Consider the following 13,228-nt stretch of genomic DNA (forward strand, 5'->3'; position numbering starts at 1 on the left):
GCTTACGGGAAATTCAACAATTCGGGGGGCTTACTCAGCCGACGGCGAGTGGCCGTGCCGCGCCATTGCGCCAGCGGGCCAGGTGTTCGTCGGCGTAACGCCGCATGCAGCGCAGCACGGCGCTTTCGTGTTGCATGAGGAAGAAGTGGTGACCGTCGAACATGTCCAGGGAAAAACCGCTGGCGGCGTCGAGTTGCCAGTCGAGCAACTGGTCGGCGCGCACGCTGTCCTGCTTGCCACCGAACACGTGGATCGGCATGCCCAACGGTGCGCGCTCGCCGTAGGTGAAGCTGCCGCACAGCAGGAAATCGGCGCGCAGGATCGGCAGCATCAACTGCATCAACTCGGGGTTGGCCAGGGCTTCCTCGGCGGTGCCTTGCAGTTCGCGCAGGCGGGCGATCAGTTGTTCGTCGGTCTTTTCGATGGCGTATTCACTGACGTCACGACGCGCCGGCCCGGCCGTGCCGGAAGCGAACAGGGCCAGCGGCGGCGGCACATTGCGCGCACGCAACGCATGCGCCAATTCAAAGGCCAGCAGGCCGCCAAGGCTGTGGCCGAACAAGGCGTAGGGGCCGTTCAAGTCGCGGCTGATTTCATCCGCAAGCTGGGCCGCCAACACCTTGATATCGCGCTGCAGCGGCTCGTCCATGCGCATGCCACGGCCTGGCAATTCCAGCGGACACACCTGCAACCATTCAGGCAGGGCCCGGCGCCAGCGTGCGTAAACCATGGCGCTGGCGCCCGAATAGGGCAGGCAGAACAGGCGCAGTCGGGTCGGCGTACTCATCGAGTGACGACTCCAAACTGAAACACGCTGTATGCACGATAGAAACCCATTTCGTCCTCCTGCGGGTGCTGATCCTTGGCCGTTTCGCTAACGGACCTGTCACCCAGAAGAACGGACGGCACCGGCAAATAATTAGTCGCCGGCTACGCGCGAGACGTGGTTCACACCTAACAAGAAAGCATAAGATTAGTTCGCCTTCTCATTTGACAATCATTATCATTCAGCATAATTTGTTGCCCGATGTGTAGGAGGCCTCAGCAAGGACGCCCTCCCCTAACCTCTTTTGCGACAAGGTGATTTCCATGACGGAACAAGTATCCACAGGCAGGTGCGACTCACCGCTTCTCCAGGCATTCGTCGATAATCGGCTGATTCTGGTGAAGATCGCGGCACGCATTACCGGCTGCCGCTCCCGCGCCGAAGACGTAGTGCAGGACGCCTACTTCCGGCTGCAGTCGGCGCCGACGATCACGTCATCGTTCAAGGCGCAATTGAGTTATCTGTTCCAGATCGTGCGCAACCTGGCCATCGATCACTACCGCAAGCAGGCCCTGGAGCTCAAATACTCCGGGACGGAAGAGGAAGGCTTGAATGTGGTTATTCACGGCGCTTCACCGGAAACCTCGCACATCAACTTCAACACCCTGGAAAACATCGCCGACGCCCTGACGGAGCTGCCGCAACGCACCCGCTACGCGTTCGAGATGTACCGCCTGCACGGCGTGCCGCAAAAGGACATAGCCAAGGAGCTCGGCGTGTCGCCGACCCTGGTGAACTTCATGATCCGGGATGCGCTGGTGCACTGCCGCAAGGTGTCGGGCAGCCATAGTGATACGTTTGCGCGCAGGGTTTAGGCAACGATAGTCCGTTGGGGCGCAGCAGGCCTCAATCATCAATCGCCAGGCTACAGATAGTACGCAACTAAAAATGCGTACCATCTGAACCATTGGGGGCCGGTTACGCCTTAAGGAATACCAAGTCTCAGAAGGCCTTTGCCTTGAGAAAATCGATAAAAAACCAATCTTCTGCTTCAACTGTAAGGAAAAAAATAGACGTATTCTGTGGCGTGTCCATTACGACAGAATGATTCGTCGCACCTCCCACCAGGCCACCTAGAAAAGTCTTTTCCTCTAAAAGTGTACCGCCTCGGTTATAGCTTCTTACGACAGCTTTACGGTGCAAATAGGTTATATAAAAACTCATCTGGCTAAGAAGCCGATTACAGCTAATTTCGAGGACTTGCGGCGGCGTCACCTTATCCTGCCCTATGCACACCGCCAGCACATTCCCCTCATGCATGTCAGGCACATGTTCGAATGTCGTGATACCGACAGCTTCCCCCCCCTCCAAAAATTTTATAGTGAATTCACCTGCCTTGATCTCCCCTCCCGCATGAATGGTTTGATGCGCTACCCCTTCAAAATCTTCAGACAATTCCACCGCATTAGAACTTGCTTGATTCGACATTTTAGAACTCCGCTCGCTATCAAAAGGGTGATCAACCACTGCAAGACACAGGGATTGGTGCCAACTATTCAAGCGCAAGAATTCCGAACGAAATACTGTCAGAGTTGACAGTATTTCCAAAAAAACGATAAGCGGTTCGCCCCATTTCAAGCTGAAATAAATGCTGAAATACCGAAGTAATTTGTTAAAGATGCAGGCGCTTTCGTGTCAGGGCACCGCGGTGACATCAATGCGATACGGCTCAAAAATCTTCAACATCTCGCCATCATCGCGCAAACGCTTGAGCAGCGCGGCAAACGCCTCCCCCGTAATCGGCGCTTTCGGGCGCAACAGCGCGTAGTGGTGATAGACCTGATCAATGCGTTCCGACACCAGGAACTGCCCGGCCATGTCCGCGTTGCGCACCATGAAATCACTCAAGTACGAACGCGTCACCAGGGCGATGTCGGCACGCCCGCGTGCGACCATCAGCAAGTTGCTGTCATGGGAATAGGTCAACGTGGCGTTGAAGTGCTCGGCCATGTACTTGGGGTCGGGGTTGAAGTTGGCGAAGGCGTAGTGATAACCGCTGAATACCGCCAGGCGTTTGCCATTCAGATCGGCGAAATAAGCCTGATCACGGTCGGGCGCACGCTCGGCGACGAAGATTTCGGCATCTTCCAGGCCCATGTCGACGCTGGTGTGGGGAATCTTCTGCCAGCCCCAGGCGGGGTTTTCGAAGATGGCCATATCGACTCGGCCCTGCTCGAAATCGCGGAAACGCCGAGGGATTGAGGTGGGCACCAACACGAACTGGTAATCGGTTTGCGCGGCGTTCAACGCCTCGACCAGTTGCGGCAGCAAACCGGTATCGGCGCCCTGCTCCGGGCGCACGGTGTAGGGCGGAAAGTGCGCCGCGCCGATGCGCACCAACTGCGCCGCCGACGCCGGCATCCACCACGCGGTGCCCAGTGCCCAAAAGGTAAGTCCTGCAGCCAGCCGCCATGGCGAAAACATCAAGGCACACACCGTTCAAAAACGCTAATGGCGATAAGCTAGGCGTTTTTGTCTGGCGAGACAACTTTCTACCGCCAAATTAATAGCTTGCACCTCAATCGCCTTTCAGAACCATGAGCAGGGCTTCTTCGGCCAATTGCTCAAGCGTCAGGCTGCCCTCGGCGCGAAACCAGGTGGTGGTCCAGGACAGGGCACCGGTCAGGAAACGCCGCGTAATAAATACATCGCCGCGAATGTAGCCAGCGTCCTTGGCCTCGCCGAGCACTTGCAGCCACAGCGCCTCATACACGTCACGCAGAGCCAGCACCTGGGCTTGGCCGTCGGCCGACAGGGAACGCCATTCGTACACCAGCACTGCCATGGCCTCGCCGCTGCCGCCCATGATCGACTGCAATTCGCAGCGGATCAGCGCCAGCACCCGCTCGCGCACGTTGGTGGCTTCCTCAAGGGACGCGCGCATCATCGCGGTGTTGTAGTGGATGGTTTCTTCCATCACTGCGCGCAGGATCTCATCCTTGCTCTTGAAGTGATGAAAGATGCTGCCGGACTGGATACCCACGGCGCTAGCCAGGTCGCGCACGGTGGTGCGCTCGAAGCCCTTGTTGCGAAACAAGTGGGCCGCGGTCTGCAGCAGCTTGCCCCGGGCGCTGTCGGGGTCGGTCAATTGGCCGCCGTCGACCATGGTGCGCATCACCCGCAGGGCTTTATGCTCATCCATGCCTCTCTCCTCTACTTCCACGGACGTCTTGGCCGGCAATTTAGGCCGTGGCGGCCACCCAAGCAAGCGCTTGGCTAAAACTTGTGACTGGAGTTTACAAACCAAGCGCTTGCTTGGTAGTCTCGCCCACAGCCATTCGAGGAAGGATTTCTCATGAGCAAGACGGTTCGTATCGGCTGCGCCAGCGCCTTCTGGGGCGACACCTGCACCGCCGCCGCCCAACTGGTACACGGCGGCACGCTGGATTACCTGGTGTTCGACTACCTGGCGGAAGTCACGATGTCGATCCTCGCCGGCGCACGCATGAAGGATCCTCAGGCGGGTTACGCCACGGATTTTGTCGACGTGCTCACGCCGTTGCTGGCGGATATCCAGCGCCAGGGCATTCGCGTGATCAGCAACGCTGGCGGCATCCATCCCCAGGCCTGCGCCGCCGCCCTGCAAGCGGCCTGCGATAAAGCCGGTGTCGAACTCAAAATCGCCGTACTGCTGGGCGATGACCTGCTGCCCCAACTCAAGCAACTGCACAACGTCACGGACATGTTCAACGGCACGCCGTTGCCGCCCGTGTGCGTGTCCGCCAACGCTTACCTCGGTGCGCCGGGCATCGCACAGGCGCTGGCATTGGGTGCGGATATCGTTATCACCGGCCGCGTGGTCGACAGCGCCGTGGTCAGCGCAGCACTGGTGCATGAGTTTGACTGGTCCTGGCAGGACTACGACCGCCTCGCCCAGGCCGCCTTGGCCGGGCATATCATCGAATGCGGCGCGCAGTGCACCGGCGGTAATTTCACCGATTGGCGCGACGTGCCGGACTACGCACACATCGGTTTTCCCATCGTTGAGGTCAGCGCCGACGGGCAGTTCACCGTCAGTAAGGTCGACGGCACCGGTGGGTTGATCAGCGAACTCAGCGTGGCCGAACAGTTGCTGTATGAAATCGGTGATCCGCGTGCCTACCGGCTGCCGGATGTAATCTGCGATTTCAGCCAGGTCAAATTGCAGCAGCAGGGCAAACACTGTGTGCGCCTGCACGGTGCCAAGGGCTTGCCCCCGACCGATCAGTACAAAGTCAGCGCCACCTACCCGGACGGCTTCCGCTGCACCGCCAGTTGCCTGATCGCCGGAATCGATGCGGTGGCCAAGGCCGAGCGGGTCAGCCAGGCAATCATCGACAAGACCTCGGAGCTGTTCAGCCAACGCGGCTGGGCGCCGTACACCGAGGTGAACATCGAACTGCTCGGCAGTGAAGCGACCTACGGTGCCCACGCAAGGCGCCAGGACTGCCGCGAAGTGGTGGTGAAACTGGCGGTGCGTCACCCGAGTAAGCCGGCGCTGGTGCTGTTCGCCCGAGAGATCGCCCAAGCCGCGACCGGCATGGCGCCGGGCCTGACCGGGATTGTCGGCGGACGACCGAGCGTGTACCCGCTGATCCGGCTGTTTTCGTTCCTGATCGATAAATCCGCCTGCGAACTGCTGATCGACTTCCAGGGCGAATGCCACGCCTGCACCCTGCCGGTTGCCGACGCCCCCACCCTGCCCGAAGCACCGATTGACCCGCCCAACCCCCAAGGCCGCGCCGACGCCAGCGTTCCGCTGGTGAAACTGGCCGTGGCGCGCTCCGGCGACAAGGGCAACCACAGCAATATCGGCGTGATCGCCCGCGATCCCGAGTATTTGCCATGGATCGCCGAAACGCTGACCCCGGAAGTGATCGTCGACTGGATGAGCCACGTGCTGGACCCCCTACACGGTCGCGTCGAGCGCTGGTATTTGCCCGGCAGCCACAGCCTCAACTTCCTGCTGGAAAATGCCCTGGGCGGCGGCGGTATCGCCAGCCTGCGCATCGACCCGCAAGGCAAGGCCTTTGCCCAGCAACTACTGGAAATCCCCATCGCCGTGCCGCAGCACATCGCAGATTCACTCACCTGACAGGAGCCTTGCCGTGGCCTTCGACTCGATCTTCAAAGCCAACCTGTTCCAAGGGCAAACCGTGGTGGTCACCGGCGGCGGCAGCGGAATCGGCCGCTGTACCGCCCATGAACTGGCGGCCTTGGGTGCCAAGGTGATCCTGGTGGGACGCAAGCCGGAAAAACTGCAAAACGTCGCCATCGAGATCGCCGAAGATGGCGGCAGCGCCGCGTGGCAGGCCTGCGACATTCGCGATGAAGAGGCCGTCAAGGCGCTGGTCAAACACATCATTCATGAGCACGGCCCGATCCACGGCCTGGTCAACAATGCGGGTGGCCAATACCCTTCGCCGCTGGCCGCGATCAATCAAAAAGGCTTCGAAACCGTACTGCGCACCAACCTGGTCGGCGGTTTCCTGGTGGCACGGGAAGTGTTCAACCAATCCATGAGCAAGCACGGCGGCGCCATCGTCAACATGCTCGCGGACATGTGGGGCGGCATGCCCGGCATGGGGCACTCGGGTGCGGCACGCGCCGGCATGGACAACTTCACCAAGACCGCCGCCTTCGAGTGGGGTTATGCGGGCGTGCGGGTCAACGCCGTGGCGCCGGGCTGGATCGCCTCCAGCGGCATGGACACCTACGAAGGCGCGTTCAAGGCGGTGATCCCGACGCTGCGCGAACACGTGCCGCTCAAGCGTATCGGCACCGAATCGGAAGTCAGCGCGGCCATCGTGTTCCTGCTCAGCCCCGCCGCCGCGTTTATCAGCGGCAGCACATTGCGCATCGACGGCGCGGCCAGCCTGGGCAGCCGCGCCTGGCCGCTGCACAAGGCGCAGACGTCGAGCGAACCGTTCAATGGCTTTCATCGTGCCTACCTGCCGGATGTGCTCAAGGCGGAGAAATAAACCATGCCGGTGATTGAATCCCTGATCGACGCCCACAGCGCTCAATTCGCACAAGACCGTGACGCGATGCTGGCCGTCATCGCCCAACTGCACCAGTTAGAAGGCAACCTGCTGAGCAAGGCCCAGGAAGCCAAACCCAAGTTCGACAAACGCGGCCAACTACTGCCCCGCGAGCGTCTCAACCTGTTGCTGGACCCCGGCGCGCCGTTCCTGGAGCTGGCCAGCCTGGCCGGCTACAAGCTGCACGATGACAAGGACGGCAGCGCCGCCGGCGGTGGGCTGATCGCCGGCATCGGCTACGTCAGCGGCGTGCGCATGCTGGTGGTAGCCAACAATAGCGCGATCAAGGGCGGCACCATTTCCCCCACCGGCCTGAAGAAGTCCCTGCGCCTGCAACAGATCGCCATGGAGAACAAACTGCCGGTGGTGACCCTGGCCGAAAGCGGCGGCGCCAACCTCAACTACGCCGCCGAGATTTTCGTCGAAGGCGCGCGCAGCTTCGCCAACCAGGCGCGGATGTCGGCCATGGGCTTGCCGCAGATCACCGTGGTACATGGCTCGGCCACGGCCGGCGGCGCGTATCAGCCGGGGCTGTCGGATTACGTGGTGGTGGTGCGTGGCCGGGCCAAGCTGTTCCTCGCCGGGCCGCCGCTGCTTAAAGCCGCGACCGGTGAAGTAGCGACGGATGAGGAGTTGGGCGGCGCCGAGATGCACGCACAAATCGCCGGCACTGCTGAATACCTCGCGGAAAACGATGCGGACGGCGTGCGCATCGCGCGGGAGATCGTCGGCCTGTTGCCCTGGAATGATCGGCTGCCACTGACGCCAAAACGGACCTACGCAGAGCCGCTGTATCCGATTGAGGAACTGCTGGGCCTGATCCCCGACGACCCGAAAAAACCCTACGACGTCCGCGAAATCCTCGCGCGCCTGGCCGACGGCTCGCACTTCCTCGAATTCAAAGGCGAGTTCGATGCCCACACCGTCTGCGGCCACTTGCATATCCAAGGCCGCGCCGTCGGTGTGATCGGCAACAACGGCCCGATCACGCCCAAGGGGGCGAGCAAGGCCGCGCAATTTATCCAACTGTGCGACCAGAGCCGCACGCCGCTGCTGTTCCTGCACAACACCACCGGCTTCATGGTGGGCACCGAGTCGGAGCAGCAAGGCGTGATCAAGCACGGTGCGAAGATGATCCAGGCGGTGGCCAATGCAAGGGTGCCTAAACTGACGATAGTGGTCGGCGGTTCTTATGGGGCTGGCAACTATGCAATGTGCGGGCGCGGCCTGGACCCGCGCTTTATCTTCGCCTGGCCCAACAGCCGCACGGCGGTGATGGGCGGTGCGCAGGCGGGCAAGGTGCTGCGCATTGTCACCGAGGCCAAGCAATTGAAGGATGGTCTGGTGCCGGATCCCAAAGTGCTCGACATGCTGGAACAGGTCACCGCGCAGAAACTCGACAGCCAGTCCACCGCACTTTATGGCAGCGCGAACCTGTGGGATGACGGACTGATTGATCCACGGGATACGCGAACCTTGCTGGGCTTTCTGCTGGATATCTGCCACGAAGCCGAGGTGCGTGAGTTGCAGGCCAATACCTTCGGTGTAGCGCGTTTTTAGGAGAACCATAAAAATGATCTTTACCCAGGAACACCAGGAGCTGCGCCGCACCGTCCGCGCCTTTGTCGATCGCGAGATCAACCCCCATGTCGACGCATGGGAAAAGGCCGGGCGCTTTCCCATCCACGATATTTTCCGCAAGGCCGGTGACCTCGGCCTGCTGGGCATTTCCAAGCCTGAGCAATTCGGCGGCATGGGCCTGGACTACAGCTATTCCATCGTCGCCGCCGAAGAGTTCGGCACCATCCGCTGTGGCGGTATCCCCATGTCCATCGGCGTGCAGACCGACATGTGCACCCCCGCCCTCGCCCGCTTCGGCAGCGATGAACTGCGCGACGAATTCCTGCGCCCGGCCATCAGCGGCGAGCAGGTCGGTTGCATCGGCGTCTCGGAAACCGGCGCCGGCTCCGACGTGGCCGGACTCAAGACCCACGCGCGCAAGGACGGCGACGACTACGTGATCAATGGCAGTAAAATGTGGATCACCAACTCGCCCAGCGCGGACTTCATCTGCCTGCTGGCCAACACCTCCGACGACAAGCCGCACATCAACAAATCGCTGATCATGGTGCCGATGAACACCCCTGGCATCAGCGTCAGCCCGCCCCTGGAAAAACTCGGCATGCACAGCTCCGAGACCGCCCAGGTATTCTTCGACGGCGTGCGCGTGCCGCAGCGCAACCGCATCGGCCACGAAGGCGCGGGGTTCATGATGCAGATGCTGCAGTTCCAGGAAGAACGCCTGTTTGGCGCGGCCAATATGATCAAGGGCCTGGAGCATTGCATCGACAGCACCATCGAATACTGCAAGGAGCGCCAGACCTTCGGCAAAGCGCTGATCGACAACCAGGTCATCCACTTTCGCCTGGCTGAACTCGCCACCGAAATCGAATGCCTGCGCGCGCTGGTCTACCAGGCCACCGAGCAATACATCAAAGGCCAGGACGTGACGCGCCTGGCCTCCATGGCCAAGCTCAAGGCCGGGCGCCTGGGCCGAGAAGTCAGCGACAGTTGCCTGCAATATTGGGGCGGCATGGGCTTCATGTGGGACAACCCCGTAGCACGCGCCTATCGTGACGTGCGCCTGGTCTCGATCGGCGGCGGCGCCGACGAAATCATGCTGGGCATCATCTGCAAATTGATGGGCACCTTGCCGGGGAAAAAACCATGAATACCCTGCTGCTCGAACCCCATAACGGCGTACTGCACATCACCCTCAACCGACCGGAATGCCGCAACGCCATGAGCCTGGCAATGGTCAATGAACTGCGCAGCGTGCTCGCGCAGTTGGACAGCCAGACGCGGGCCGTGGTGATCAGCGGCGCGGGCGGGCACTTTTGCGCCGGGGCGGATGTGAAGGACCTGGTCACCGCAGGCAATCAACTGCAGGCACTGAACCGGGCATTTGGCACCTTGCTGCAGGCAGTGGAAGCCGTGCCGCAAGTGGTGATCGTGGTGCTGCAAGGCGCGGTGCTGGGCGGCGGTTTTGGCCTGGCGTGCGTGAGCGATATCGCCATCGCCGATCACCAGGCGCACTTCGGCCTGCCGGAAACCAGCCTGGGCTTGTTACCGGCGCAGATTGCCCCGTTTGTGGTCAAGCGCATCGGGCTGACCCAAGCACGACGCTTGGCGCTGACCGCCGCGCGCTTTGATGGCGTAGAGGCGGAGCGACTGGGCGTCGTGCACTTTACCGAGCGCGATCCGCAGGCGCTGGCAGAACGCTTGGATGAAGTATTGAGCCAGGTCCTGAAGTGTGCGCCAGGCGCCAATGCACGGACCAAAGCGCTGCTGCTTGCGAGCGTGGATGAGCCGCTTGAAACGGTGCTGGATCGCGGAGCGCAGTGGTTTGCCGAAGCGGTGAAGAGTGAGGAAGGGATTGAGGGGACGCAGGCGTTTGTGCAGAAGCGAAAGCCGAAGTGGTGCAGATGACGCCTTCGCGGGCAAGCCCGCTCCCACATTTTTGACCTCGCACGACGCACAAAAAAGGTCGGCTTTCAGGCCGCCTCGCTTTTGATCTGGCTTTTGATCTGGGGCGCCCCGTCAAACACGCTGGCCGAACGCAGGCTTGAATCCGTGGGTAACCCGGCAGGACGCCGGGTTAGCCGCGCTGGGCCAAGGATGGCCCATCGCGGCGGCCCACGGATTCAAGCCGGAGTGAGGGCACACCGAGCCTAGGCGAGGTGCCGAGTGTTGGGGCAAGAGCGTTTTGCTTACTTTTGCGCTCTTCAAAAGTGAGCCGCCGTAAGGGCGGAACCCTAAGCAGCCGTTACCCAAACAACGGATATGTACCCGGAGCCCAAAAATGCCGCAGCTAACAAAAATCTTGATCGCCAACCGCGGCGAAATCGCCTGCCGCATTCAACGCACCGCCCAATCACTAGGCTATCGCACCGTCGCCGTCTACAGCGAAGCCGACACCCAAGCCCTGCATGTGCAGATGGCCGACGAAGCCGTCCCCATCGGCCCGGCCCCCGTCCACCAGTCATACCTCAACATCGAAGCCATCCTCAACGCCGCCAAACGCACAGGCGCCGACGCCATCCACCCCGGCTACGGCTTCCTCTCCGAAAACCCCGACTTCGCCCGCGCCTGCCAACACGCCGGCCTCACCTTCATCGGCCCCAGCGTTGAGGCCATCGAACTGATGGGCAGCAAACGCCTGTCCAAACTCGCCATGCTCGACGCCGGCGTACCCTGCATCGCCGGCTACCAAGGCAACGCCCAGGACGACGCCACCCTGCAACAGGAAGCCGACCGCATCGGCTACCCGCTGATGATCAAAGCCAGCGCCGGCGGCGGCGGTCGCGGCATGCGCCTCGTCCACCAATCGAAAGACCTGCTGGACAATTTGCACACCGCCCGCTCGGAAGCCAAAAACGCCTTCGGCAGCGACGAACTGATCCTCGAGCACGCCCTGGTCGACCCGCGCCACGTCGAAATCCAGCTGTTTGGCGACATCCACGGCCACCTCATTTACCTCGGCGAGCGCGACTGTTCGATCCAGCGCCGCCATCAAAAGGTCATCGAAGAAGCCCCCTGCCCTGTCATGACGCCCGAGCTGCGCCAAGCCATGGGCGAAGCCGCGCTGAAGGCTGGACGTGCGGTGAACTACGTCGGCGCCGGCACCGTGGAATTCCTGCTCGACCGCCACGGCCGTTTCTACTTCCTGGAAATGAACACACGCCTGCAAGTGGAACACCCAGTGACCGAACTGATCACCGGCCTCGACCTGGTGGACTGGCAGCTGCAGATCGCCGCCGGCCAGCCGCTGCCCCTGACACAGGCCGACGTCACCCTCAGCGGCCATGCCATGGAAGTGCGCCTGTACGCCGAAGACCCGGCCCAGGGCTTCCTGCCGCAAACTGGCGATGTAGTGCGCTGGGAGCCAGCCACTGGCGTGCGTATCGACCATGGCGTGATCGAAGGCCAACGCATCAGCCCGTTCTATGACCCGATGCTGGGCAAGCTCATCGCCCATGGCGCCACCCGCGAAGAGGCGCGTCGCAAATTGCTGCGGGCGGTGGAAGACACGGTGTTGCTGGGCGTCGCGACCAATCAGCCACTGCTGGTGAGTTTGCTCAAGCATCCGGACTTTGTTGGCGGCGATTTCAGTACCGGGTTTATCGCTGAGCACTTCAGCGATATCCCAACCCTGACGCCGTCACCCGAACAACTCGCCCTGGCCGCCGCGCTGTTTTACCAGCACAGCGCCAACCAGCATCCACAGGGTCTGGCGGGATGGCGCAACAACGCCAGCGCGCCTTGTATTTATCGCTTGGAGGTCAACGGCGAGATTCACATCGTCAGTGCCGAACCCCTGCAACTCATCACCGACGGCCGCCACGCCACCCTGGTATTCAACGGTATCCGCCGCCACACCGCCTATCACCTCGACGGCAACCAACTATGGCTACCCGGTCTCAGGGTGATCGACTGCACCCAGCAAGTCGCCAGCCGCCAGGCCGACGTCAGCAGCGGCACGGTCAAGGCGCCGATGGACGGTGCAATTGTCGATGTGCGGGTCAGCGCTGGGGACAGCGTGACCAAAGGCCAACTGCTGCTGGTGCTAGAAGCCATGAAAATGGAGCATCCGCTGACAGCCGGTATCGACGGCGTGGTCAAAGGCGTGCAAGTGATTGCCGGTGATCAGGTGCGCAATCGTCAGGTTCTGCTGGAGATCGTCTGACCCCTAGGCGGAACTACAGGGCCGGGCTACGCTCTATCCCCAACAGAAAGGGAAGAGTACGGGAACCTGCACGATGCCTCATTGGCTGATTATTGACCTTGAAGCCACAACGGATGAAGGCGGCTGGCCCGTGACGGAGATGGAAGTCATCGAGATCGGCGCGAGCCTGGTCAACCGCCAGGGCCGCGAGCTGGATCACTTCCAGCGCTTTGTGCGGCCGCTGCGCCGGCCTTTGCTGACGCCCTTTTGCCGCCAACTGACCCACATCACCCAGGCCAACATCGATGGTGCGGCGCCGATTACCGAGGTGTGGCCGCTGTTCGAACGCTGGCTGGGCCAGCATCAGCCGCGCCTGGAAGGCTGGGCCAGCTGGGGCGACTATGATCGCCGGCAGCTGGAACTGGAATGGCAACGCCATGGCCTGGCCAGCGCCCTCGCCACCACGCCCCATGTGAACCTCAAGCAGCGCTTCGCCAAGGCTCGGCGCCTGGACAAGCCCCTGGGGCTCAATGGCGCCCTGCAATTGGCGGGGATGCAGTTCCATGGCCAGCAACATCGGGCGCTGGAGGATGCACGCAATACGGCGCGCCTGCTGCCGCTGATATTGCCGGTCTAGGCAGCTTCCCTGCCCTTGGG

12 protein-coding genes are annotated in these 13,228 nt (G+C 61.6%); 8 read left to right on the top strand and 4 right to left on the bottom strand.

Annotation, left to right across the window (positions count from 1 at the left end; genetic code table 11):
* Positions 1–34: 34 nt before the first annotated feature.
* Complete coding sequence (locus OZ428_RS23950; protein ID WP_269131540.1) at positions 35–787, bottom strand: thioesterase II family protein; 753 nt, start codon at positions 785–787, stop codon at positions 35–37.
* A 302-nt stretch (positions 788–1,089) separates the two neighbouring features.
* On the opposite strand from OZ428_RS23950, the gene OZ428_RS23955 reads away from it, so the two are divergent.
* The gene (locus tag OZ428_RS23955; RefSeq protein ID WP_005789991.1) at positions 1,090–1,641 is read left to right on the top strand and encodes an RNA polymerase factor sigma-70; all 552 of its coding nucleotides are present in this window, start codon (positions 1,090–1,092) and stop codon (positions 1,639–1,641) included.
* Positions 1,642–1,768: 127 nt separating this feature from the next.
* Here OZ428_RS23955 and OZ428_RS23960 read toward each other — a convergent pair whose 3' ends face one another.
* The 3 genes from OZ428_RS23960 to OZ428_RS23970 form a co-directional block, all read right to left on the bottom strand.
* The gene (locus OZ428_RS23960; protein WP_269131541.1) at positions 1,769–2,254 is read right to left on the bottom strand and encodes a hypothetical protein; all 486 of its coding nucleotides are present in this window, start codon (positions 2,252–2,254) and stop codon (positions 1,769–1,771) included.
* A gap of 207 nt (positions 2,255–2,461) precedes the next feature.
* Positions 2,462–3,250, bottom strand: coding sequence for a substrate-binding periplasmic protein (locus OZ428_RS23965; RefSeq protein ID WP_269131542.1), 789 nt, complete (start codon positions 3,248–3,250; stop codon positions 2,462–2,464).
* A 94-nt stretch (positions 3,251–3,344) separates the two neighbouring features.
* Entirely contained in the window at positions 3,345–3,968 is a 624-nt protein-coding gene (locus OZ428_RS23970; RefSeq protein WP_269131543.1) for a TetR/AcrR family transcriptional regulator, read from the bottom strand.
* Between the two features lie 153 nt (positions 3,969–4,121).
* Here OZ428_RS23970 and OZ428_RS23975 point away from each other — a divergent pair, with 153 nt between their 5' ends.
* From OZ428_RS23975 to OZ428_RS24005, 7 genes are all read left to right on the top strand, one after another.
* A complete protein-coding gene (locus tag OZ428_RS23975; protein ID WP_269131544.1) occupies positions 4,122–5,900 on the top strand; it encodes an acyclic terpene utilization AtuA family protein in 1,779 nt (592 codons plus the stop codon).
* Positions 5,901–5,913: 13 nt separating this feature from the next.
* Positions 5,914–6,786, top strand: coding sequence for an SDR family oxidoreductase (locus OZ428_RS23980; protein WP_269131545.1), 873 nt, complete (start codon positions 5,914–5,916; stop codon positions 6,784–6,786).
* A gap of 3 nt (positions 6,787–6,789) precedes the next feature.
* Positions 6,790–8,406 (top strand): geranyl-CoA carboxylase subunit beta, encoded by a 1,617-nt coding sequence (atuC, locus tag OZ428_RS23985; protein WP_269131546.1) that lies wholly within the window; start codon positions 6,790–6,792, stop codon positions 8,404–8,406.
* A gap of 13 nt (positions 8,407–8,419) precedes the next feature.
* Positions 8,420–9,577, top strand: a complete 1,158-nt coding sequence (atuD, locus tag OZ428_RS23990; protein WP_177110493.1) for a citronellyl-CoA dehydrogenase — start codon at positions 8,420–8,422, stop codon at positions 9,575–9,577.
* Positions 9,574–10,335: an enoyl-CoA hydratase/isomerase family protein gene (locus OZ428_RS23995; protein ID WP_269131547.1), complete on the top strand. Its 762-nt coding sequence runs from the start codon at positions 9,574–9,576 to the stop codon at positions 10,333–10,335. Before atuD ends, OZ428_RS23995 begins: the two co-directional genes overlap by 4 nt.
* A gap of 373 nt (positions 10,336–10,708) precedes the next feature.
* Positions 10,709–12,592 (top strand): acetyl-CoA carboxylase biotin carboxylase subunit, encoded by a 1,884-nt coding sequence (locus tag OZ428_RS24000; protein ID WP_269131548.1) that lies wholly within the window; start codon positions 10,709–10,711, stop codon positions 12,590–12,592.
* A gap of 73 nt (positions 12,593–12,665) precedes the next feature.
* Complete coding sequence (locus OZ428_RS24005; protein ID WP_033900803.1) at positions 12,666–13,208, top strand: exonuclease domain-containing protein; 543 nt, start codon at positions 12,666–12,668, stop codon at positions 13,206–13,208.
* The last annotated feature ends 20 nt before the right edge of the window (positions 13,209–13,228 follow it).

This window comes from Pseudomonas sp. GXZC, assembly GCF_026967615.1.
GTDB lineage: Bacteria > Pseudomonadota > Gammaproteobacteria > Pseudomonadales > Pseudomonadaceae > Aquipseudomonas > Aquipseudomonas azotoformans_A.

What these genes read in the sequence shown, in the direction of transcription:
- OZ428_RS23960 (WP_269131541.1), bottom strand. Translation starts at nt 2,254, where the DNA reads ATGTCGAATCAAGCAAGTTCTAATGCGGTGGAATTGTCTGAAGATTTT.
- OZ428_RS23950 (WP_269131540.1), bottom strand. Translation starts at nt 787, where the DNA reads ATGAGTACGCCGACCCGACTGCGCCTGTTCTGCCTGCCCTATTCGGGC.
- OZ428_RS23965 (WP_269131542.1), bottom strand. Translation starts at nt 3,250, where the DNA reads ATGTTTTCGCCATGGCGGCTGGCTGCAGGACTTACCTTTTGGGCACTG.
- atuD (WP_177110493.1), top strand. Translation starts at nt 8,420, where the DNA reads ATGATCTTTACCCAGGAACACCAGGAGCTGCGCCGCACCGTCCGCGCC.
- OZ428_RS24000 (WP_269131548.1), top strand. Translation starts at nt 10,709, where the DNA reads ATGCCGCAGCTAACAAAAATCTTGATCGCCAACCGCGGCGAAATCGCC.
- OZ428_RS23955 (WP_005789991.1), top strand. Translation starts at nt 1,090, where the DNA reads ATGACGGAACAAGTATCCACAGGCAGGTGCGACTCACCGCTTCTCCAG.
- atuC (WP_269131546.1), top strand. Translation starts at nt 6,790, where the DNA reads ATGCCGGTGATTGAATCCCTGATCGACGCCCACAGCGCTCAATTCGCA.
- OZ428_RS23970 (WP_269131543.1), bottom strand. Translation starts at nt 3,968, where the DNA reads ATGGATGAGCATAAAGCCCTGCGGGTGATGCGCACCATGGTCGACGGC.
- OZ428_RS24005 (WP_033900803.1), top strand. Translation starts at nt 12,666, where the DNA reads ATGCCTCATTGGCTGATTATTGACCTTGAAGCCACAACGGATGAAGGC.
- OZ428_RS23975 (WP_269131544.1), top strand. Translation starts at nt 4,122, where the DNA reads ATGAGCAAGACGGTTCGTATCGGCTGCGCCAGCGCCTTCTGGGGCGAC.
- OZ428_RS23995 (WP_269131547.1), top strand. Translation starts at nt 9,574, where the DNA reads ATGAATACCCTGCTGCTCGAACCCCATAACGGCGTACTGCACATCACC.